This is a genomic window from Hymenobacter sp. BT559 (assembly GCF_017571525.1).
Lineage (GTDB): Bacteria > Bacteroidota > Bacteroidia > Cytophagales > Hymenobacteraceae > Hymenobacter > Hymenobacter ginsengisoli.
The window spans coordinates 214,696-236,509 of the sequence record NZ_JAGETY010000007.1 but is presented as its reverse complement, the minus strand read 5'-3'; the positions used below and the strand labels follow the sequence as shown (position 1 = coordinate 236,509).

Below are 21,814 nucleotides of genomic sequence, written 5' to 3'. Positions count from 1 at the left end.
ATACCGGCTTTCCAGTTTAAGATAATGTGCCTGGTTAGAGGGCCTAGCGGCGGCCGCCCGCGCTAGCGGCAAACTTCATGCGGTAGTCGTGCTTCACATCGCCCTTGCTGATACGAGCCAACCGGCCTTTCAGCAGCTGCTTTTTAAAAGCTGATAGCTTGTCGGTGAACAGGATACCTTCCAGGTGGTCGTACTCGTGCTGGATGATGCGAGCCGCCATGCCGCTGAAGGCCTCCTCGTGCACCTGGCGGTTTTCATCCTCATAGCGCAGCACGATATTGGGGCAGCGCTGCACCAGCTCGCGCACACCCGGAATGCTGAGGCAACCTTCCTCAAAGCCCCAGGGCTCGCCGGTTTCGCTCAGCATTTGGGGGTTGATGAAGGCGCGCTTGATGGGCGTTTCCTGGATTTCGTCGGGCGCGGCCACTTCTACGGGCTCGTCGTCTTCGTCGTCCTCATCGGGGCCTAGCATGGGGCCCGAGTCCATCACGAACAAGCGCACGGCGCGCCCAATCTGAGGGGCGGCCAGGCCCACACCGTGAGCCGAATACATGGTTTCAAACATATCCTGCACCAGCTTTTGCAGGTCGGTGGCGGGCAGGTCGGTGGGCAGGTCTTTGGCGAGCGTCTTGAGTACGGGGTCGCCGATGGCAACAATCGGGAGAATCATTAGCGTAGAGGGGATTCTAGAAAAGACTGGAGTATTAGCGCGGCGCTCACCTTGTCTACCGTGGCTTTGTCCTGGCGAGCCTTGCGGCCCAGGCCGCCGGCCAGCATAGCCTGCTTGGCCAGCCGCGAGGTAAAGCGCTCGTCGATTTCGTGGATGGCCAGCTCGGGCAGCTCGCGGCGCAGACGGCGCAGCAATCCTACCACGGCGCTGGTCGAGTCGGTGGGCTCGTTGAGCAGCGTGCGGGGCATACCCACCACCACGGCCGCCAGCGGCTCGCGCCGGTGATGGTCGAGCACGAACTTCACCAAATCCTGGCTGTGAATGGTATCGAGCGGCGAGGCGATGAGCTGCAGCGGGTCGGTAATGGCTAGCCCCACCCGCTTGTGGCCGTAGTCGATGGCCAGAATGCGGCCGGTGGTGGGAGTAGACATAAGCAAACGCGGTAAACCACAAAGATACGGCCCCGGCGCAGGGCCGCCCAGCTGCTGAGGCGACGGCCAAGGGCTAGCGCAGCTAGCACTATCCCAACACTTTTGGCTTTTGCGGAGAAAAAGTTTAGGCTTAGGCAGAAACCGCCTCCCTAGCTGACCTTGGCGGCGCTGATGTGCCAGGGCCAGCCTAAATTTGATTGAGTAATAGCTCCTTCGGCTAGTACAGCTTGATTTATCCGCGCTGCGGATTCGTTTATGTCCGCCCCACTGCCATCGCCCCGCGCTGTTGAGCCCGCTACGGCGGTGCCCCCCCGCCGGGGCCGGGGCTACCGCTTGGCGTTGTTTCCGTTGCTTACGCTAGGCGTCGGTATCATACTAGGCACCAACTTATTCCGCCCTACCACTGAGAACCCGGAGGCTACGGCTAGGGGCTACCTGCGCTACAAGGAGATTCTAAGCTATATCGACCGCGACTACGTCGACTCGGTCGATGCCGACGGGCTCACCAACTACGCCGTGGCGCAGCTGCTGGGTAAGCTCGACCCGCACTCGGTCTACATCCCCGCCAAGGACCGCGAGCAGGTTGATGCCTTCCTGCAAAGCAGCTTCGACGGGGCGGGGCTCGATTTTAACTTTTTCAGGGATACGGCTACGGTCGTGACCACCCTGGCAGGCGGCCCGGCCGAGGCAGCGGGCCTATTGCCTGGCGACCAGCTGCTGCGCGTGGGTAACCAGCCGGTGGCAGGTACCCACTTGAGCCCCACTCAGCTAGCCCAGCTGCTACGCGGGCCACGCGGCGCCAGCCTGATCCTGGTAGTGGCCCGGCCGGGCCAGCCGCAGTCCCTGGCCGTGCATCTCAACCGGGGCCGGCTAGCCAACAATTCGGTAGAGCCGGGCGTGCTGCTGGAAGATGGGCAAACTGGCTACATCAAAGTCGACCGCTTCGCCACCAATACGTACGAGGAGTTTAAAGCCCAGCTAGCCGACTTGCAGCGCCAGGGCCTGAAGCGGCTGGTGCTCGACCTGCGCGGCAACCCGGGTGGCTACCTTGACCGCGCCACCCGGCTAGCCGACGAGTTTATCGGTGGCTCGCGCAAAATCGTGTACACGGTGGGCAAAGACGAGCAGTATGCTACCCAAACTTACGCCCACGTAGCCGGCGACTGGGAACAGGGCCCGCTGGTGGTGCTGGTAGATGAAAACAGTGCCTCTGCCGCCGAAGTGCTGGCCGGCGCCCTGCAAGACCACGACCGCGCCCTGCTGGTGGGCCGCCGCACTTTTGGCAAGGGCTTGGTGCAGCAGCCTATTGCCTTACAGGAAGGCGGCGAGCTGCGCCTGACGGTGGCGCGCTACTACACGCCCGTAGGCCGCTGCATTCAGAAGCCCTACGGCGCCGACCGCGCCAGCTACAACCGCGAGCTCACTGAGCGCGAGCAGCACGGGGAGCTGGCCTCGGCCGACAGCGTGCATTTTGCCCAGGAGCAGCGCTTCCGTACCGACCACGGCCGGGTGGTGTACGGCGGCGGCGGCATTATGCCCGATGTGTTTGTGGCCCGCGATACGCTGCTTCATTCCGCTTATTACACCGAGCTGCAACGCTCAGGCGCTGTATGGGCCTACTCGCTAGCCTTCTACCGTCAGCACAAAGCCGAGCTAGCCGGCCTGCGCTTTGCGCAGTATCAAGCGGTGTTTCGCGTCACCGATACCGAGCTCGACGGCCTCGTGCGCCTGGCTGCCAAAGCCGGCCTGCGGCCTGACCCGGCGGCCCTGCGCCGGTGCGCGCCGGCGCTACGGGCCAGCCTCAAGGCCAATATCGCGCGTAGCGCCTACGGCCCTGAGGCGAGCCGCGCCGTGCTGCGCGATACAGACTTAGAGCTACAGCAAGCCCTGCACGTGGTGCAAGATAGCACGGCGCAGCTAGCCCTGCTGGGGAAATAAAGGCGGTAAAAGTTATCTGTCATGCCTCGCGAACTCAGCGTGACAGATAACTTTTATACCTACTTCGCCACTGCCACCCGGTTGTAGTAGTCAAACAGCTTGGCTACGTCAGCAGGTTGGTCGAAGCGCAAGTGGCGGGCGCTGGCGAAGGTGCGCACTTCAGCGGCGCGGCTGCCGCAGAGGCGCAGCACGGCCGCTTCGGTCAGCTCCAGCGGGCGAAGCGGCTCGGTGGGGGTGGTGCCGGGGCCCGCTACCAGCACTTGCGCAAGGCCCGCAGGCTCGGGCACTACTGGCAGCCAGGCCAGTAGCAGCGGCCCCGAGTCGATAGAAGTCAACACTTGTACTGCTTCGCGCCGGGTGCCTTGCTTGCCCTCTTGCACCAGCCGGGCACGATAGCGGCGCACCCCAACCACGGCATCCGGCGAATTGGCTAAGGGAGCATCGTCTTCAGTGCCCAGGTCGAAACCGCGCACGGCGGCCAGAGGCCAGTAGTGGGTGCTGTCGGCCTGCATCGAATCTTGCACCTGCACCACGCGCTGGCCCACGTGGTAGCGCAGGCCCAGCACCAGGATGCGCCGGCCATCGAGCGCACGCAGGTAGCCGGTTTCGTAGGTGCCTTTGTTGAGAAACTCGTTTTCGTGCTGGCTAGTGGCCGCGCGGGTGCGCAGGGCGGCCACCGGGGTATTTGCTTCCCGATAGAGCGCACGGCCTGGGTCGGCCGCACGGCTAGCCTGGGCCCAGGCCGGGGCAGAACACGCTGCGAACAGCAGCGTGAAAAATAACATTTTCACTTACTAATGCAGAAGGGAAGGAAGTACGTAGCTCAAAGATACGTAGGCCCCTGGCTGCGCAACTACCTAGCCCCTAGCGGTTGCGGCCGTACTGCTCGTGGCTGCTCACCCAGTCGCTGCTGCTGATGGCGGCACCCAGGCTCAGCTCGCCGGCCAGCACCACGCCGGCTACTATTTCGGCAAACTTGTAGACCGTGCCCTGGCCCACGCAGCCTAGCATGCGCAGGCATTCGTTTTGGGTGGCTAGCCCCGTGCCGCCGCCGTGAGTGGCCACGATGAGCGATGGAATGGTGATGTTGATGTACAAGTCGCCCTCCTTCGTCACCTCCGAATACAACACACCGGCGCTCGACTCGCTCACGTTGGCTACGTCCTGGCCCGTGGCGATGAAGAGCGCCGTAATGCCATTGGCCGAGTGCGCGCCGTTATTATTAGCGCCTGACAGAAAAGCCCCTACGTTGCTCACCTGCCCGTGGTAGGCCAGCTGTTCGGGCGTTACGCGCATGCGCTGCTGCAGCACATCGCGCCGAATCACGGCCTCGGCCACCACCCGTTTGCCGCGGGTGCGCATCACGTTTATCTGGCTGGCTTTCTTGTCGGTGGCGAAATTCGACTCGAGGTAGAAATGCCGGATGGGCGCGCCTTTGTAGTGTTCCAAAATCCAGGAGCAGGCCGCAAACGTGGCCCGGCCCACCATGTTCTGGCCAGCTGCGTCGCCGGTCGAGAAGTTGAAGCGCAGGTAGGCAAACTTGTTACTCAGATAGGTATCAATGTATTGCAGCTTGGCCACCCGCGAGGTGCTTTCGGCCTCGGGCCTGATTTGCTCCAGGCTCTCGGCCACCCAGCGGCCAAAGTCGCGCGCGCCGCGCGCATCGTCGAATACAAACACCGGCGCCCGCTGCATCGCATCGCCAATGACGGTGCACTTCACGCCGCCGCACAGGTTGAGCACCTGCATGCCGCGGTTGTAGCTGGCTACCAGGGTGCCCTCGGTAGTGGCCATCGGGATGAGAAACTCGCCCTGCGCGTGCTCGCCGTTTACGTGCAGCGGGCCCGCTAGCCCTACTGGTACCTGCGCCACTCCCATAAAGTGCTCGCAGTTGCCCTTCAGGGCGTGCGGGTCAAAGGAGTAGTGTTTGAGGTGCGTGTATTCTTGCTGCGTAAACTGCTCGGCAAAGCGCTGGCGAGCTTGAATGGCGGCCTCAGCATAGTCGTCTTCGTCGGAGCGCGGAATGCGTACCCGGCCATCGTGGCTCACAATGGCATCTTCCACCTCCACGCTCAGCTCGCCAAACGCATCGGTACTGAACTGCGCCTGCAGCTGGTGCATGCCTTCGGCCAAGGGGGGCGTATCGAGCACAAAGGTGATGGTGCGGCCCACGGGCAGCTCAATAGCCTGCCCATCGGCCGCCACGCTAGCCCCAGCGCGCACCTCGCCCCCACCCAGGTCGAGCTGAATGTGGGAGGCTGGTACTACCACCTCGCCGAGCTTTACGCGTTGCAAACCGGTGAGCCGCACTGTATCGAGGCGGTTTTTGATGCTGAACGCCACGCCTTTACCCTCGGGCAGGTTGTGGAGGCTACCCCGGTTGTAGAGCAGCTTGAGAAGCATCGGGCTGGGCGTGAAAGCCATAGAGAGCTGGGTGGAGGAGGTTAGATGCAAAGAGCCGGAAACCTTAGCAGGCTCCAAGTAACGCAAGTTTGCGCACAGTGGCTGGCCGGGTCAGCACGACCATGCGCACCCTATAGGGATGACGCGGGTTAAAAGTTGTAAAAAGTCCATCTACAGCCCCTAAAAAGCACCCTCTACTGCAAACTTCCTGCTGCACAAAGCGGTTATTGGCCGCGCGGCGTAGTAATCTGTGAATAATTACTCATTCTCTACGACTGCCGGCTAGCGTATCTTTGCCCTTTCATTTGAACCCCAGGGTGGCCGGGAATTATTTCCGCCAGCTTTTCCCTCTATGGCATCTTTATCTGATTATCCGCGCTTTACTCTTGGCCAGACCCTGACGGCCGAGCAGCGGGCCTTCTTTGCTAAATACGGTTTTTTGCATTTTCGCCCCTTCGCCTCGCCCGAGCAGGTGCAAGCCTACCTGAAGGCGACGCAAGACGTGCAAGCTGACTGGCTGGCCCACCAGGTAGAGAAGGTAAATGGCGTTCCTATTAAGTATGGCAAGGATGTGGATGGCTCGCCCATCGTGCAGCGCTTTGCCTTTGCCTCGCAGCACAGCCCGGTGCTGCACGAGCTGCTGCAAGACAAGCGCTTCGAGGCCTTGTTTCCGCTGCTCGAAATAGAAGGTGGCCGCGTGGGCGAAAACGAGCGCGATGGCCTCGTAGTAAACCATTACGTGAACGTGGAGGGCTCGGAGTTCAGCCAGATGGGCTGGCACACCGACTCGCTGCGCGATGTATTCTACGGCAAGCGTATTCGGCCTATGCTCAACGTGGGCCTGCACCTCGACGGCACCAAAGCCACCAACGGCGGCCTGCGCGTGATACCGGGCACCCACCGCCAGGGCCTGGGCAAGATGCTGTTTCGCAAGAAGTACTACAAGGACGTGTACTACGACCCGAACGAAATTGCCATTGAAACCGAGCCCGGCGACCTCACCGTGCACGATGGCCGCATGTGGCACCGCGTGGCACAGTCGCCGCTGGTGGGCCCCGAGTCGCGGCGTCGCGTAATGTACGTACCCATCATCGGCGGCAAGTACCAGCCCAAGAGCGAGGAAAGCCCTACGCCCTTTTACCTGCGCTTCCTGCACCTGGTAAAATAAGTACGCCTTCACGCCTGCCGCTCAGCACCCGACCGTCATGCTGAGCTTGTCGAAGCATAGCTGCCGCACCGCTAGGGTGCCGTTTGGTAGCACTGCTTCGACAGGCTCAGCATGACGTTCTTTTTTAACCAAGCACTAGTCTGTCACTTTTCTGCTTCTATTAAATGCCGATTGCTCTTATTACCGGTGCCTCGCGCGGCATTGGCCGGGCGCTGGCGCTAGGCCTCGCCCAGCGCGGCTACGACTTACTTCTGGTAGCCCGCTCGGCCGACCAGCTACAGGCATTGGCGCAGGAAATCAAAACCCAACACCAGCGCACGGCCGAAGTACTGGCTCTCGACCTGACGCAGCCCGATGCCGCTGCCGAGGTAGCCACCTGGGCGGCCCACCAGGCGCCCGAGGGCCTAGCGGTACTCATCAATAATGCGGGTTATGGCCTCTGGGGCCGTTTTGAGAAGCTCAACTTGGAGGAGCAGCTCAATATGCTGCAGCTCAACCTCAACCTGCCGGTGCAGCTCACTTATGCGCTGCTACCGCTGCTGCGCCGGGCTGCCAAAGGGTATATTCTCAACGTAGCCAGCACGGCGGCCTACCAGGCTGTGCCTTCGCTTACGGTATACGCGGCTAGCAAAGCGTTTTTGCTGAGCTTTAGCCGGGGGCTGCGCTACGAGCTGAAAGACAGCACCGTTTCTGTTACCTGCCTTAGCCCAGGCGCCACTGCCACCGACTTTGGCAACCGCGCCGGTATGGGCAGCGAGCTGCAAGCTGTAGCCAATAAAGTATCGATGACCCCTAGCCAAGTGGCCGACGCGGGTTTAAAGGCGCTGTTTGCGGGGAAAGCAGAGTTTATTCCCGGCGTACTTAATAAAGTATCGGCTGGCCTTACCAATGTCGTACCCAAGCCTCTGGTGGAGAAGATTGCGGCCGGCATCTACGAAAAGTACTTATAAATCAACGTATTTTTCGTTCGCAGCTTTACGTTGCTCGATAAACACCTTGTGCGCTTTTACCAGCGTCTCCGAGTTGCCTACGACCTTTTTCGAAGATTTTACGTAGTTATCTTGTCCACAATCGTTTTCAGCGGGCTTTCCGTTACCAAGACTGTTTTTGGTAAGTGTAGGTAGTGATTGCCGAAAATGACAAAATTTTATACGAAATTTTTCTCCTTGATAATCAGGAAAATAGCATTCAAAATGCATAGTAAGTGTCTACTCACCCATTTCTAGTGAGCTAACACTTACCGCGAATTACTTTTCTGTTGTAATATTGTTCCCACAAACAGCTAGCGAGTCCCACCCGGTTAGCTGTACACTCTCAAGTTGCCTGGCTGTCGTCCCACCCCAGCCGGTTCCCATATTCTCATTGCCAGCCGTCGTCCCACCCCGTCTGGTTCCGTCCCACACTCTGAATACCCGGCCGTCGTCCCACCCCAGCCGGTTGTGAATATCTGCCCCGCCCCGGCCTGGCAGAGTTTGAAAGTTTTCCAACCGGCCGATTTGGTATTCCCAAATCGGCCGGTTTCTTTTTAGCTGGCTGCTAAGCCACCGTAACGGGAATAAAATGAAGTTTTCGCTGTTGATACAGCGATTATGCCCGAACTTTGTACTTCATTCTGAGCTCCCCCCAGCTCCACCCCACCGCTTATGATTACCCGCCGCCAACACATTGCCAATGTGGCGCTGCAACTGTTTGGGGATAAAGGGTTTGAGAATACCTCAACCCAACAGATTGCCAAGGCTGCCGGTGTTTCGGAAGCCCTTATTTTCAAGCACTTCGGCTCGAAAGACCAGTTGCTCGACTTTATTATTAAGAGCGGCTACCAGCGCATCATCGAGCACAACCGCGGCGGCTTGCTCGAAACCGACCCGCTTACCTTCATTCACAGCGTCATCGACCTGCCCTATAAGATGGTGCTGGAAGAGCCGCACTTCTGGAAGCTGCAATACCGGCTGGCCGACTACGAAACGGCCCAGCAGCAGCACGAGCGCTTTATGCGCCCAGTGCCGGCACGGCTGCGCGCGGCGTTCGAGCAGCTAGGGTACCCCGAGCCCGACAAGGAAACCCGCCTGCTGCTGCTGCTGATAGAAGCGCTCTGGAAAATTGAGGCCAACAAAACCGATGAGCACGTGCGCGAGATGCTCGACTTTATCAAGCGGAAATACGAAGTGCAGCGCTAAGCTAAGCGGGCAATTCTGAGCGGAATCCGGACTCTTTAGGCAAAAACTGCGTATTCCTAGGGGTTCACCATCCGCTCATGGCCTATGCCCCGCACGTTAATCGTTTCGAACCGCCTCCCTACCAAAGTTCTGCGCACCGATGACGGCCTCACCTTCCAGCCTAGTGAAGGGGGGCTAGCCACTGGCCTGGGCTCTATTTACCGGCAGGGCGATAACCTCTGGATAGGCTGGCCGGGACTGTTTGTGCAAGATGAAGGTGAGGAACAGCACATTAAGGATGAGCTGCGCGACGACAACATGGCGCCGGTGTTTTTGACTGAGGACGAAATTCGCGACTTCTACGAAGGATTTAGCAACTCGACGTTGTGGCCTACCTTCCACTATTTCAGCGAGTTTGCCACCTATGAGCAGACGCATTGGGAGGCCTACGTAGCAGTAAACCAGAAATTTTGCCAGGCCGTGCTAGCCCAGGCCGGCCCCGAGGACACCATCTGGGTACACGACTACCAGCTGCTACTGCTGCCCGAGCTACTGCGGCAGGCGCGGCCCGAGGCCACAATTGGCTTCTTCCTGCACATCCCGTTTCCATCGCAGGAGCTAATACGGGTGCTGCCCTGGCGCACCGAGCTGCTGCGCGGCATGCTAGGGGCCGACCTCATCGGCTTTCACACCTTTGGCTACATGCGGCACTTTCTGAGCGCCGTGACCCATCTGCTAGGGCTGCCGGCGCAGAACGGGCAGATTGAAACGCCCAATCGCTCGGTGCGCGTCGATGCTTTTCCAATGGGAATTGACTACGAGCGCTATGCCCAGGCGGCCGTTTCGAAAGAGGCGCAGCAGCATGAGGCCGAATACCGCGAAGCGCTACGCGACACCCGCGTGATTCTTAGCATCGACCGGCTCGACTATACCAAGGGCATTGCCCAGCGGCTGCGGGCGTTTGATTTGCTCTTGCAGCGCTACCCCGAGTGGCAGGGGCAGGTGAGCCTGATAATGCTGGTAGTGCCCTCCCGCGACCAAGTGCCCCAGTATGCGGCGTTGAAGGAGGAAATTGATGAGCTGGTGGGCCGCCTCAATGCCCAGTACCGCACCATCAGCTGGAACCCGATTCTGTATTTCTACCGCTCGCTGCCGCTGGAGGAGCTAACGGCGCTTTACCACCTGGCCGAAGTGGCGCTGGTAACGCCCATGCGCGACGGCATGAACCTCGTGGCCAAGGAGTATATCGCCAGCAAGGGCGACCAGCGCGGCGTGCTCATCCTGAGCGAGCGGGCCGGCGCAGCCCGCGAGCTGTCCGACGCCCTCATTATCAACCCCACCGATATGAGCCAGCTGGCCGAGGCCATGCACGATGCCTTGGTAATGCCCGAAGAAGAACAACAGACTCGCCTGAGCGCCATGCAGGCACTGGTGAAGCGTTATAACGTCTTTTCGTGGACGCGCCTTTTCATGAATCAATTGGCTTACACCAAGATGAAGCAGCATACGCTAGCCACCGAAATGCTCGACGAGGCGACCACTACGCAGCTATTGGCCGATTTTCGGGGGGCTAGCCAACGCATCATCCTACTCGACTATGATGGCACGCTGGTAGGGTTTAACCCCAACCCGCAGCGCGCCGAGCCCGACCAGGAGCTACGCCTGCTACTACGCTCCCTCACCGAACTGCCCAATACGCGCGTCGTCATCATTAGCGGGCGCGACCACCAGACGCTGGAAAAGTGGCTAGGCCACTTGCCCATCGATTTTATTGCCGAGCATGGCGTGTGGCTGCGCACGGCCGGGGGCGAGTGGCAGCTCTTTGGGCAGCTGCGCGCCGACTGGAAGCGCGACCTGCGCCCGGTACTGGAGCTATACGTGGCCCGTACGCCGGGGGCATTTATCGAGGAAAAAGATTACTCGCTGGTGTGGCACTACCGCCGCGCCGATACCGACCTGGGCATTGAGCGCGCCCGCGAGCTGATGAGCCACCTTTCCTTTATGACGGCCAATACCGACCTGCAGGTAATGGAGGGCAATAAGGTGCTCGAAATCAAGAATGCGGGCGTGAACAAAGGCACCGCCGCCGCTCGCTGGATAGAGCAATACCCGAGCGACTTTATGCTGGCCCTCGGCGACGACCGCACCGACGAGGACACCTTCCGGGCCCTGCCGCCCACAGCCTACTCGGTACGCGTGGGCACCGGCGCCCGCTCGCTAGCCCGCTTCAACATCGGCTCGCCAGCCCAGGTGCGCCAGCTGCTGCGCAAGCTGATAGGGTAGCTATCGGCTTTTACGAAAACAGGTCAGCCTCAGCAAGAAACCCTAGTTATAGTTTTCTTGCTGAGGCTGACCTGTTTTTATATTGGCCGTGGCGCGTGCGCTAGTCCACGAAGTTGGGCTTATCCATCTTTTTGGCGATGCGATATGCTGCGTTTACCAGCCCCACGTGGCTATACGCCTGCGGGAAATTGCCCCACTGCGAGCCGGTTTTAGCGTCCACGTCTTCGCTGAGCAGGCCGAGATGGTTGGTGTAGGTGATGAGCTGCTCAAACTCGGCCACGGCCTCGTCGAGGCGGCCGACGCAGGCCAGGGCCTCCACGTACCAGAAAGAGCAGATAAGGAAGGTCGTTTCGGGTGTGCCAAAGTCGTCGGGGTGGCGGTAGCGGTAGAACAGGCCTTCGGGCGTCATCAGCTCCTTTTCGAGCTCCACGAGGTGGTGCTGAGCGCGCTCCGAGGCGGGGTCGAGGTAGCCCATAGTAATGAGCTGAATGGTGCTGGCGTCCAGGTCCGTAGAGCCGATGGCGTTGGTGTAAACGCCGCGTTCTTTATCGAAGCACTGCTCGATGCGGTCTTCGGCCAGCTCTAGCAAGTGGCTCGCTTTGGCGGCCAGGCCTTCATCGCCGAGGCGGCGGGCTACTTGCAGGGCAGCATGGCTGCCGGCCCAGTGAAAGAGGTAGGTGTAGCAGTGCCGCTGGGCAATGTGGCGAAACTCCCAGAGGCCAGCGTCGGGCTGGTCCATGGTGGCCTCGATGAGGCGCAGCGACTCCGTGACGAGGGCTAGCGGCGTGGGCTGGCTAGGGTCCTGAAAGCGGCAGTCGATGTAAAGCGGCAGCAACGCCACCAGCACCTGGCCATACACGTCGTTTTGAATGTGCGTGTAGGCATCGTTGCCGATGCGCACCGGCTGGTCGCCGAGGTAGCCGGCCAGGGGCAGCTCGGTTTCGGTGAGCATACTTTGCCCCCCAATGCTGTAGAGCGGCTGGTATTTATCCTTGACTTTGGTCGAGATGTTGGCGATGAAGTGAAAGTACCGCTCCAGCTCCTCGGAGTGGCCGATGTTGTTGAAGGCCGTGAGGATGTAGTACGTGTCGCGCATCCAGCAGAAACGGTAGTCCCAGTTGCGGGTACTACCGGGCGCTTCGGGCAGGCTGGTGGTGCTGGCCGCAATGATAGCCCCCGTGTCTTCGTACTGGTGAATTTTGAGGGCTAGCGCCGAGCGAATAACCTGCGCCTGGTGAAAATTGCTGATGCTGGTGCTTTTCACCCAGCTGCGCCAGTAGGCCAGCGTGCTGGTGAGGAAGCGCTCGGCCGTGCTTTCGAGCGGCGCTTCCAGCGGCGCGCCGTAGGTGAGCACGAGGTACTTGGTCTCATTGAGCACGAAGTCTTCCTCGTCGAGCACGTAGGTGAGCGGGATGTTGGTAGTGAGGCGAATTTCCTCCTCCAGTCCCAGAAAGGCGATGTGGTTGGAGCTGCGGCGGCGCGTGAGCTCCAGCTCGCCGTAGCGGCCCACCGGGCGCACCACCGCCCGAATGCGGGGCGTGCCCGCCAGGGGCTCAATCTTGCGGATAAACATGAGCGGCTTGTAGTAGCGCTCGTATTGCAGAAAGCGAGGGGCAAAGTCGGTGACGCGGTAGCTGCCGTCGGCGGCCGTAATCTCGGTGCACAATACGTTGGTATTCTGCACGTAGTACTGGTGCGAGGTAAACCCCGGCGCCACCGGACGCAAGCTGCATTCGCCACCCTTTTGCTCGTCGAGCAGGGGCCCGAACACAAAGCTGCTATCGAAGCGCGGCCAGCAGAGCCAGCGCACGGCCGTGTCGGTGCCGATGAGGGCCAGGAAGGCGCAGTTGCCGACCACGCCCATGTCATAGGTGTGCTTAATCATGAAGGGGAACACCGGCGGGGCCGGGCTGGTATGGCTAGGGTGTACCCCAATTAGGCGGCGCAGGTTATGCCTTATACAGGCACTCGCCCAGCCCCACGCCGTGCCAGGAGGCTAGCTGGTCGAGAATGGGCAGCAGCGCCGCGCCGTGCTCAGTGAGCGAATACTCGACGCGGGGCGGCAGCTCGGCAAATGCCTCACGGCGCACAATGCCGTCTTCTTCCAGCTCCTTAAGCTGCTCGGTAAGCACCTTGCGCGAGATGAGCGGCATACGCTGGGCTAGCTGGCCAAAGCGCCGGCGGCGAGCCAGGTTGGCAATAATAATGGGTTTCCACTTGCCGCCCAGCACGCTCATGGTGCGGGTCATGGGGCAGGCAGAAGTGCTAAAAGCCGGGTCACGCATAGCAGTGGGCAGGAGTACTAAACTGATGGTTACGAATGGGTAACCAGTTTGTGCGGCTAAATGATGAACATTAGTAACCAGGGGTGACTAACGATGGTTCCTTGCCGAAACCATTCCTAAAACCCAGGTTCTTCATATGGAAACCTCGCAGAAACTCATCGGCAAAGTAGCCCTCATCACCGGCGGAACTACTGGTATCGGTCTGGCCACGGCCCAGCGTTTCGTGGCCGAAGGGGCCTTCGTATTTATCACGGGGCGGCGCCAGGCCGAGCTCGATGCCGCCGTGCAGCTACTGGGCAGCCAGGCCACCGGCGTGCGCAGCGACGTGGCGAGCCTCCCTGACCTCGACCAGCTGTTTGCTCGCATTAAGGAGGAGAAGGGTCACCTCGACATCGTGTTCACCAATGCAGGCGGCGGCGAGTTTGCCCCGCTAGGCGGCATTAGCGAAGCACAGTTTGATAAAGAATTCGGCGTCAATGTAAAAGGCACGCTATTCACGGTGCAAAAGGCCTTGCCGCTGCTGCGCGATGGGGCTTCGGTGGTGCTCATGTCTTCCAACGCAGGCAGCACGGGCACCGAAAACTTTAGCGTGTACAGCGCTACCAAGGCGGCCGTGCGCTCGTTTGCCCGCACCTGGACGGCCGACCTGAAGGCCCGTCGCATTCGGGTCAATGCCATTAGCCCCGGCCCCATCGACACGCCCGGCCTCAACGGGCTAGCCCCCGATGCGGCCACCGCCGAGCACATGAAAGGCTTTATGATGGCGGGCATTCCCTTGGGCCGCATGGGCCAGGCCGACGAAGTAGCCAAGGCCGTGACGTTTCTGGCCTCCGATGATAGCAGCTTTATCACGGGCACCGAGCTGTTTGTAGACGGCGGCATGACCCAGGTATAGCCGCGTCAGGCTGCACGTTGCACAGCGCCACGGCTGGGGCAGCAGCTACTGCCTCAGCCGTTTTTTGTATACCCTTGGCCCGGGCTGGCCGTATTGGCGGGTAGCATGATGACGCCCACCACCCGCGCCCGCCCGACCCTCACTCAAGGCCCTATTTTAAAAACACTGCTGGCGCTGGCCTGGCCCATTGTATTTGGCAACCTGCTGCAAACCGGCTACCAGCTCGTCGATGCCTTTTGGGTGGGCAAGCTCGGCGCCCGGGCCGTGGCGGCAGTGGCCGTGAGCTTTCCAGTCAGTTTTCTGCTTATCGCGCTAGGGTCGGGTTTTTCGGTGGCGGGCTCGGTGCTAGTGGCCCAGAACTTTGGCGCGCGCCACCTGAAGATGGTCAACCACGTGGCGGCCCAGGCGTTGGTGCTCACCACCGGGCTAGCCCTGCTGCTCACGGTGGGTGCCCACGTGGCCTCGCCCTACATTCTGCACCTCATGGGGGCCGGCCCCGACATTTTCGAGCAGGCCAACCGCTTTCAGCAGGTGCTGTTCTGGGGCCTGTCGTTCAACTTCGGCTTCCTCATGTTTCAGGCCTTGATGCGGGGCGTGGGCGAAGTCAAGATTCCGCTTTACATCAACCTGGCCACGCTCGCGCTCAACTTCGGGCTCGACCCGCTTTTTATTTATGGGTGGGGCCCGATACCGGCCATGGGGGTGGCGGGCACGGCGGCGGCCACGCTCATTACGCAGGTGTTGAGCGTAATAGTCGGGCTAGCGGTGCTGCTGCGGGGCCGCTCGGGCATTCAGCTCGCCTTTAAGGGCTTCCGGCCCGACTGGGCCCTGATGCGCCGCATCTTCAGGCTGGGCGGGCCGTCATCGGTCGATTTGTCGGCGCGGGCGCTGGGTCTTTCCATGCTCACGACCCTAGCGGCTGGCTTTGGCACGGCGGTGCTGGCTACCTATGGCATCGGCTCGCGCATTATCGCGCTGGCCATTATTCCGGCGCTGGGCATCTCGCTGGCCTGCTCTACGCTGGTGGCCCAGAATGTGGGCGCCCGCAATCTGCCCCGTGCGCTGCGCACCGCCAATTATGCGCTAGGGGTCAGTTTCACCACGTTGCTGGTGCTGGGCGGGCTTATCTGGCTGGCAGCCCGGCCGCTGGTGAGCTTCTTCTTGCAGGGCGATGAGGAGGTATCGCAGCGGGCCGTAGAGTTTGTGCGCATTGCCTCGCTTAGCTTGTGCTTCACGGGCGTGCAGCAAACGGTGTCGGGCGCGTTCAGGGGCGTGGGCAATACCTTGTCGGCCATGGTGCTCACCATCACCGGCATCTGGGTATTTCAGTTTCCGGTGGCCTGGTACTTATCGCACCACACGGCACTAGGCTTCCGGGGCATCTGGTGGTCATTTGTGGTGGCCAATGTGCTTATTTCAGTAGTGGCGGGCCTCTGGTATTGGAAAGGCAACTGGCACGGCCGCGACCTGGCCGACCCGCTGGGGCCACAGGTAGCTACCGCGTCGCCGCCCGACGGCAATGCCAGCTAGCCCCGCTTTTCAAGCAAAAAGCCCGGGCACCTTCCGGCACCGGGCTTTCAGTCAGTTTCGTGGCAGCTACTAAGGAGCTACGCTATTTCTTCTGCCAGGCATTTCTCGGGCCTGATAGCCGGCGCCGTAATGATGCCCGCCAGCCAGTAGGCAAACCAAGCAAACAGCGGGGCCGCCAGCACGTCGTAGCTGTAGTGCACGCGCTGCACCAGCACTAGCACCCCGATGAGCACGGCCACAACCATCAGGGCGGGGCGCAGCACCCGGCCACGCACGGCCAGCGCCAGGATGGCCACCGTGGCCGTGTGCCCCGAAAAAAACAAGTCCTTCGTAATGGCCTGGCTGGCGGCAGTATGAAAGAAAAAGGCCGTGAATGGGTCGGGCATGGGTATCAGGTCGAGCGGTGGGTTGAGCGCCCACAGCCAAATGGTGCCGATGCGCAGCACCAGCAAAATAAAATAGGCCCAGAGCCCACGCAGAAACAATTGCGGGTGCCGCGTGAGCCACCCCACCGCCACCAGCACAGCGCCATACATAAGCACAAAAACCGACGTAGCCACGTCGTGGCGCGGCAGCAGGCGCAGCAGCGGGTCGGCCAGCACGGCCCCCTCGCGGGACTGCACCCACAGAAAGAAGCCCGGCACCAGCGGTACCATGCCACCAAATAGCAGCACTACCAGCAACGCCCAGCTTAGCCGAAAGGCTGGCCGGGCCAGGCCCGTGGCCCAGGCGCTGAGTGGTCCAGACTCTTCCTCGGTATCGGGCAGGGCGGTAGAAAGCAAGGGTGGTAGAACACGCATAGCAGCGACAAGTAAAAGCAAGTGCGGAGCTTAGCCCGCAAAATTAAGCCCAACTACTCGATACGTAGTAATCTAGCCATAACAAGCCGAATGGCGGCGGGCGTTCCCGGCGGCCAGGAGTGCTCGCGCCAATGTGCACCGGCGCAGTACCTTGCGGGCTATGAAAAATGCTACCCCTATTGCCTTGGCCGCGCTGGCACTTAGCCTGGCTACTCCTGCTACTGCTGCACCGCCCAAGGCAGGCGGCCCTACCACTGCCCTCGACGCCCGCATTGCCACCCTGGCCGCCGCCGAGCAGGCCAAAGTAGTGGCCTGGCGCCGCGACCTGCACGAGCACCCCGAGCTGGGCAATGAAGAAACCCGCACCGCCCAGCTCATTGCCACCCAGCTCAAGAGCCTGGGCCTGGAGGTGCATACCGGCGTGGGCCGCACCGGCGTAGTGGGTATTTTGAAGGGTGGCAAGCCCGGCCGCGTAGTGGCCTTGCGCGCCGATATGGATGGCCTGCCCATTACCGAAACGACCGGGCTAGCCTTTGCCAGCACCGTGAAAAGCACCTACCTCGGCCAGCCGGTGGGCGTGATGCACGCCTGCGGCCACGACACCCACGTGGCCATGCTGCTAGGGGCCGCCGAGGTACTCAGCCAGGTGAAGAAGGACTTGCCCGGCACGGTTAAGTTTATTTTTCAGCCCGCCGAGGAAGGCTCGCTGCCCGGCGTGGTGGGCGGCGCCAAGCTCATGGTGCAGGAAGGTGTGCTCGAAAATCCTAAAGTAGACGCTGTTTTTGGGCTGCACATCTGGGCCTCGGCGCCGGTGGGGCAACTCTGGTATCGCCCGCGCGGCGAAATGGCCAGCTCCGACCGCTTCACGGTGAAGGTGCTGGGCAAGGGGGCGCACGGCGCCAAGCCCTGGAGTAGCGTAGACCCCGTGGTGACCGCCGCCGAGATTATTACGGCCCTGCAAACCATCGTGAGCCGCCAGCTTGACCTCACTCAGGATGCCGCCGTAGTGACGGTGGGCACCGTGCAAGCCGGCGTGCGCTACAATATCATTCCGCCCGATGCCACCATCAGCGGTACCATCCGGGCGTTCAGCCCCAAAACCCAGGAGCAAATCTGGGCGGCTATTAAGCGCATAGCTAACGGCATTGCGGCCGCCAACGGCGCCACCGCCGAGGTCGGCATCGAGCCCTACGTGCCCGTTACTTACAACGACCCGGCCCTCACAGCCCGCATGCTGCCCTCTATGCAACGCACGGCCGGGCCTAGCAATGTATTAGAAATCAAGGCTGTAACCGGCGCCGAAGATTTTGCCTGCTACCAGGAAAAGGTGCCCGGCCTGTTTGTCTTTCTGGGCGGCATGACGCCCGGCACCGACCCTAGCACGGTGGCCGACCACCACACAGCCGGCTTTAAAATTGACGAGAGCGCCTTTCCGCTAGGGGTCAAAACGCTCGCCACCCTGGCCGCCGATTATTTGGCGGGAAAATAGAAAAGCCAGGAACGGGCGCCTGGAGTCAATCATTTTACTGACCTGGGCACCCGCTCCTGGCTGCTATACCGCATTAATCGTTGTGCACAAGGGGCTTCTTCTGGTGCTTACCCAGCGTATACTCTACCTTAAATGTTAGCGTGCCGAAGTCATCCAGCTTGTCGGGGTTACCACGCTGGCTAACGTCGTCGAGCAAGTCGGTACTGGTGAAGTAATAGAGCGCTTCTACTGTGAAAGCCAAGCTCTTACTAGCCCGCAAGGTAACACCACCGCCCACAGGCAGTACTGCCGCCAGGGCTGGGTAAGTGTTGCGCCCTTCGGGGAGCAGTGGTACATTGTACTGCGCCGCTTTGGGGTTGAAGACCGTGAAACCTGTGCCAGCTTCCACAAAAACCAGCACGGGCATTTCCTTGTGCGTAGGTCCGATATACAGGCTCTTATCGGCAAAAATATTGTATTGCAGGCGCCCCGTCAGCAGCCCATTATCGGCGGTGAAGCTGAAACCCCGCTCGGGGTAATCATCCACAGCCTTCAGGTGCAGGTAGCTCACGTCGGCCACGAGGGTTAGGTGCGGGCTGAGCGTTTTGGCAATGCCGGCATTGATACCCACCCGAAAGGTGTTATTCGAGAGCTTACCCGTGAGGTCGCCGTTATAATAAGCGATGTTTAGCCCTCCCGTCACGCGCAGCGGCTGGCGGTGGTAGGGCTGCCCGCTAGGGGTCAGAAAACGGCGGGGCGAGCGGTAGCCCGGAGGACCAGCTACGGCAGTCAGGCTGCTGCCCAGCAAGGCAAGAAGGAGTAGGTGACGCATCAGCAAAAAAAAGTGGGGGCCGAGAGCCGCAGGTGAAGGAAGTAGGTACCCCCATACGGCGCAGGCCCGCCCGTCGTTGGCCTGGCGAGTTTGATGGGGCCTGGCCGGGCGGCGGGGCAGTATCTTGCGGCCTTATATCTGGCTTGCTGATGACGCTGACTTTTTCTATCCCCTACCGCACCACCTACGGCCAGCGCCTGGTGGTTTGCGGCTCTTTGCCGGCCCTGGGCCACTGGAACCTGGCCCACGCCCTGCCCCTGGCCTACGACGAAGCCACCACGCGCTGGAGCGCCACGGTGGAGGTACCAGCCGGCAACGCCGAGGTGACTTATAAGTACGTGCTGCTGTTTGAGGGCGGGGGCGTGGTGTGGGAATGGGGCGGAAACCGCACCCTAGCTGTGCCGGCCAGCTCGACCAACCTGGCTGTGCGTGACTTTTGGCGCGCGCCTGCCCAGGCTGATAACGAGCTCTTTACAGCCGCCTTTACCAAGGCCTTATTTCGGCGGCCGGCCCACCAGCCGGGCCAGGGCACCGCTAGCCCCGCCCCCACCAAGAAAGGCGCTAAGGGTAAAAAAGCTACCTCCGTCCCGACACCCAGCGTGCGCTTTCAGCTCGAGGCCCCGCGCGTAGACCCGCACCACCAGCTGTGCGTGCTGGGCTCGGACCCTGCCCTCGGCAATTGGGATAACACCCACCCGCTCATCCTCTCCGACGCCGCCTACCCCGCGTGGCGGGCCGAGCTAGCCCTCCAAAATCCCGAAGCCGAGCTGCGCTACAAGTACGGTCTCTGGAGCCCCGAGCGCCATGCCGTGGTGCAGCTCGAAACCGGCGACGACCGCGTGCTGCCCGCCGGCACGGCCCAGCCCGGCACCCTCACGGTGCTGGCCGACGAGGGCTTCCGCTACGCGGCGCAGCCCTGGCGCGGGGCCGGCGTAGCCATGCCGGTCTTTTCACTCCGCAGCGAAAAGAGCCTGGGCGTGGGTGAGTTCAGCGACCTGAAATTGCTCATCGACTGGGCCGAGAAAACGGGCCTGAACCTGGTGCAGATTCTGCCCATCAACGACACCACGGCCACGCACACATGGGTCGACTCGTATCCTTACGCCGCTATTTCGGTGTTTGCGCTGCACCCGCAGTACCTGCACCTTGAAGGCATTGCCGAGCTCAAGAACAAGGCCGACCGCGCCGCGCTGGCTAGCCTCAAGGCCGAGCTCAACGCCAAGGACTTTGTAGACTACGAGGCCGTAATGAATGCCAAGTGGAAGTTTCTCAAGCTCTTATACAAGCAGGAGAAAGCGAAATTCCTGGCCGACCCCGAGTTTCAGCACTTCAAGGCCGAGCAGGCCGACTGGCTCATTCCGTACGCCGCCTTCTCGGCTCTGCGCGAGCGCTTCGGCACGGCCGACTTCAACCAGTGGCCCCGCGAGTTTCACGCGCCGGTGGGCCTAGCCGAGCTTACTGACGAGCACGGCCCCGACTTCGACGGGTTTGGCCTGCACTTCTTCACGCAGTTTCACCTCGACAAGCAGCTGCGCGCCGCCGTAGACTATGGCCGCCGCCGCGGCGTGGTGCTCAAGGGCGACCTGCCCATCGGTATTTACCGCCACTCGGTGGATGCCTGGACCCAGCCCGAGCTTTACCACATGGACCAGCAGGCCGGCGCCCCACCGGACGATTTCTCGACCACGGGCCAGAACTGGCGCTTCCCGACCTACAACTGGGAGCGTATGGCCCAGGACAACTACCTGTGGTGGCGCCAGCGCCTGGGCCACCTGTCCCGCTATTTCGACGCCCTGCGCATCGACCACATTTTGGGCTTCTTCCGCATCTGGGAAATGCCCGGCAATTCGGTCGAGGGCCTGCTTGGGCACTTTTCGCCGGCCTTGCCGCTGCACCGCGACGAGATTCAGCGCCGGCTAGGGTGGTTCGACTACGGCCGGCTGTGCGAGCCCTATATCCGCTGGCACTTGCTGGAGCGCACTTTTGGCAATGACGCCCAGGCCGTGCTTGACGAGTTTATGGTAGCTGACCAGTACGGCGCCATTCAGCTCAAGCCCGCCGTGAGCAGCCAACGCCTCATCGAAACCTATGTGGATGAGCAGCTTGCGGCTAGCCCCGAGCGCGAAGAGTTTTTGCTGCGCGTGCGGCCGGGCCTGTATCACTTTGTAAATGAAGTGCTGTTTTTGCCCGCTGGCAATGACTTCTACCACCCACGCATTACGCTGAACAAGACGGCCAGCTTTGCCGAACTGGCCGACGACGAGAGCCGCCGGCTCTACGACGACATCTACGTGGACTTCTTCTTCCGCCGCCACGACGAGTTTTGGCGCGAGCAGGGGCTGGTGAAACTGCCGGCCGTGCGCTACGCCACCGACATGCTCATTTGCGGCGAAGACCTGGGTATGGTGCCCGCCTCGGTGCCCGGCGTGATGCACCAGCTTGGCATACTAGGCCTGAATATTCAGCGTATGCCCAGCAACCCCACCACCGAGTTTGGCCACCCCAACGATGCGCCCTACCTGTCGGTAGTCACCACTGGCAGCCACGACATGAGCACCCTGCGTGGCTGGTGGGAAGAGGACCGTGTGCGCACCCAGCGCTTCTTCGAAACCACGCTGGGCCACTGGCGCCAGCTAGCCCCCTACTACTGCGAGCCCTGGGTGGTGCGCGAAGTGCTGAACCAGCACCTCTACTCGCCAGCTATGTGGGCCATTTTCCCGCTCCAGGATTTCCTGGGCATGGACACTAACCTGCGCCGCGCCAACCCACACGACGAGCAAATCAACGTACCCAGCAACCCGCAGCATTTCTGGAAATACCGCCTGCACCTCACCCTCGAAGAACTCAACGACGCCGTAGGCTTCAACGAGCCGGTGCGCGCGCTGGTAGAGGCCAGTGGCCGCGGCCCGGCCTACTAAGCCTCCTCTTTCAAGCTAATATGTAAAAAGGCCGCCC

17 protein-coding genes are annotated in these 21,814 nt (G+C 61.3%); 9 read left to right on the top strand and 8 right to left on the bottom strand.

What is annotated here, in order from left to right; genetic code table 11:
• Positions 1-43 precede the first annotated feature (43 nt).
• Positions 44-670 carry a peptide deformylase gene (gene def / locus J4D99_RS11990; protein ID WP_208131950.1) on the bottom strand — a complete coding sequence of 209 codons (627 nt, stop codon included), beginning with the start codon at positions 668-670 and terminating at the stop codon, positions 44-46.
• A complete protein-coding gene (ruvX, locus tag J4D99_RS11985; RefSeq protein ID WP_208131949.1) occupies positions 670-1,101 on the bottom strand; it encodes a Holliday junction resolvase RuvX in 432 nt (143 codons plus the stop codon). The genes def and ruvX overlap by 1 nt, the downstream gene beginning before the upstream one ends.
• 255 nt (positions 1,102-1,356) lie before the next feature.
• Between ruvX and J4D99_RS11980 the strand changes: the two genes are divergently transcribed.
• A complete protein-coding gene (locus J4D99_RS11980) occupies positions 1,357-3,039 on the top strand; it encodes a S41 family peptidase (RefSeq protein WP_208131948.1) in 1,683 nt (560 codons plus the stop codon).
• A 59-nt stretch (positions 3,040-3,098) separates the two neighbouring features.
• Here the strand turns inward: J4D99_RS11980 and J4D99_RS11975 are convergent, their stop codons facing one another.
• A complete protein-coding gene (locus J4D99_RS11975; RefSeq protein ID WP_208131947.1) occupies positions 3,099-3,824 on the bottom strand; it encodes a hypothetical protein in 726 nt (241 codons plus the stop codon).
• A gap of 79 nt (positions 3,825-3,903) precedes the next feature.
• Entirely contained in the window at positions 3,904-5,463 is a 1,560-nt protein-coding gene (locus J4D99_RS11970) for a hydroxymethylglutaryl-CoA reductase (protein WP_208131946.1), read from the bottom strand.
• A 331-nt stretch (positions 5,464-5,794) separates the two neighbouring features.
• Between J4D99_RS11970 and J4D99_RS11965 the strand changes: the two genes are divergently transcribed.
• The 4 genes from J4D99_RS11965 to J4D99_RS11950 all read left to right on the top strand — a co-directional run bounded on the left by J4D99_RS11965 (position 5,795) and on the right by J4D99_RS11950 (position 11,049).
• Positions 5,795-6,610, top strand: a complete 816-nt coding sequence (locus tag J4D99_RS11965) for a phytanoyl-CoA dioxygenase family protein (RefSeq protein WP_208131945.1) — start codon at positions 5,795-5,797, stop codon at positions 6,608-6,610.
• 164 nt (positions 6,611-6,774) lie between these two features.
• Positions 6,775-7,560 carry an SDR family NAD(P)-dependent oxidoreductase gene (locus J4D99_RS11960; RefSeq protein ID WP_208131944.1) on the top strand — a complete coding sequence of 262 codons (786 nt, stop codon included), beginning with the start codon at positions 6,775-6,777 and terminating at the stop codon, positions 7,558-7,560.
• Between the two features lie 693 nt (positions 7,561-8,253).
• A complete protein-coding gene (locus J4D99_RS11955) occupies positions 8,254-8,787 on the top strand; it encodes a TetR/AcrR family transcriptional regulator (protein WP_208131943.1) in 534 nt (177 codons plus the stop codon).
• A gap of 84 nt (positions 8,788-8,871) precedes the next feature.
• Complete coding sequence (locus tag J4D99_RS11950; RefSeq protein ID WP_208131942.1) at positions 8,872-11,049, top strand: bifunctional alpha,alpha-trehalose-phosphate synthase (UDP-forming)/trehalose-phosphatase; 2,178 nt, start codon at positions 8,872-8,874, stop codon at positions 11,047-11,049.
• Positions 11,050-11,149: 100 nt separating this feature from the next.
• Here the strand turns inward: J4D99_RS11950 and J4D99_RS11945 are convergent, their stop codons facing one another.
• Both J4D99_RS11945 and J4D99_RS11940 read right to left on the bottom strand, forming a co-directional pair.
• A complete protein-coding gene (locus J4D99_RS11945) occupies positions 11,150-12,934 on the bottom strand; it encodes a glycoside hydrolase family 15 protein (RefSeq protein ID WP_208131941.1) in 1,785 nt (594 codons plus the stop codon).
• A 64-nt stretch (positions 12,935-12,998) separates the two neighbouring features.
• Positions 12,999-13,334: a winged helix-turn-helix transcriptional regulator gene (locus J4D99_RS11940; RefSeq protein ID WP_208131940.1), complete on the bottom strand. Its 336-nt coding sequence runs from the start codon at positions 13,332-13,334 to the stop codon at positions 12,999-13,001.
• 136 nt (positions 13,335-13,470) lie between these two features.
• Here J4D99_RS11940 and J4D99_RS11935 point away from each other — a divergent pair, with 136 nt between their 5' ends.
• Positions 13,471-14,229, top strand: coding sequence for an SDR family oxidoreductase (locus tag J4D99_RS11935; protein WP_208131939.1), 759 nt, complete (start codon positions 13,471-13,473; stop codon positions 14,227-14,229).
• A gap of 105 nt (positions 14,230-14,334) precedes the next feature.
• Positions 14,335-15,759 carry an MATE family efflux transporter gene (locus J4D99_RS11930; RefSeq protein ID WP_208131938.1) on the top strand — a complete coding sequence of 475 codons (1,425 nt, stop codon included), beginning with the start codon at positions 14,335-14,337 and terminating at the stop codon, positions 15,757-15,759.
• Between the two features lie 77 nt (positions 15,760-15,836).
• Here the strand turns inward: J4D99_RS11930 and J4D99_RS11925 are convergent, their stop codons facing one another.
• Positions 15,837-16,559 carry a phosphatase PAP2-related protein gene (locus tag J4D99_RS11925; RefSeq protein ID WP_208131937.1) on the bottom strand — a complete coding sequence of 241 codons (723 nt, stop codon included), beginning with the start codon at positions 16,557-16,559 and terminating at the stop codon, positions 15,837-15,839.
• A 160-nt stretch (positions 16,560-16,719) separates the two neighbouring features.
• On the opposite strand from J4D99_RS11925, the gene J4D99_RS11920 reads away from it, so the two are divergent.
• Positions 16,720-18,048: an amidohydrolase gene (locus J4D99_RS11920; protein ID WP_208131936.1), complete on the top strand. Its 1,329-nt coding sequence runs from the start codon at positions 16,720-16,722 to the stop codon at positions 18,046-18,048.
• A gap of 73 nt (positions 18,049-18,121) precedes the next feature.
• On the opposite strand, the gene J4D99_RS11915 is transcribed toward J4D99_RS11920, so the two are convergent.
• Positions 18,122-18,859: a hypothetical protein gene (locus J4D99_RS11915; protein ID WP_208131935.1), complete on the bottom strand. Its 738-nt coding sequence runs from the start codon at positions 18,857-18,859 to the stop codon at positions 18,122-18,124.
• 149 nt (positions 18,860-19,008) lie between these two features.
• Here J4D99_RS11915 and J4D99_RS11910 point away from each other — a divergent pair, with 149 nt between their 5' ends.
• On the top strand, positions 19,009-21,777 hold the full coding sequence (locus J4D99_RS11910) for a 4-alpha-glucanotransferase (RefSeq protein ID WP_208131934.1): 2,769 nt from the start codon (positions 19,009-19,011) through the stop codon (positions 21,775-21,777).
• The last annotated feature ends 37 nt before the right edge of the window (positions 21,778-21,814 follow it).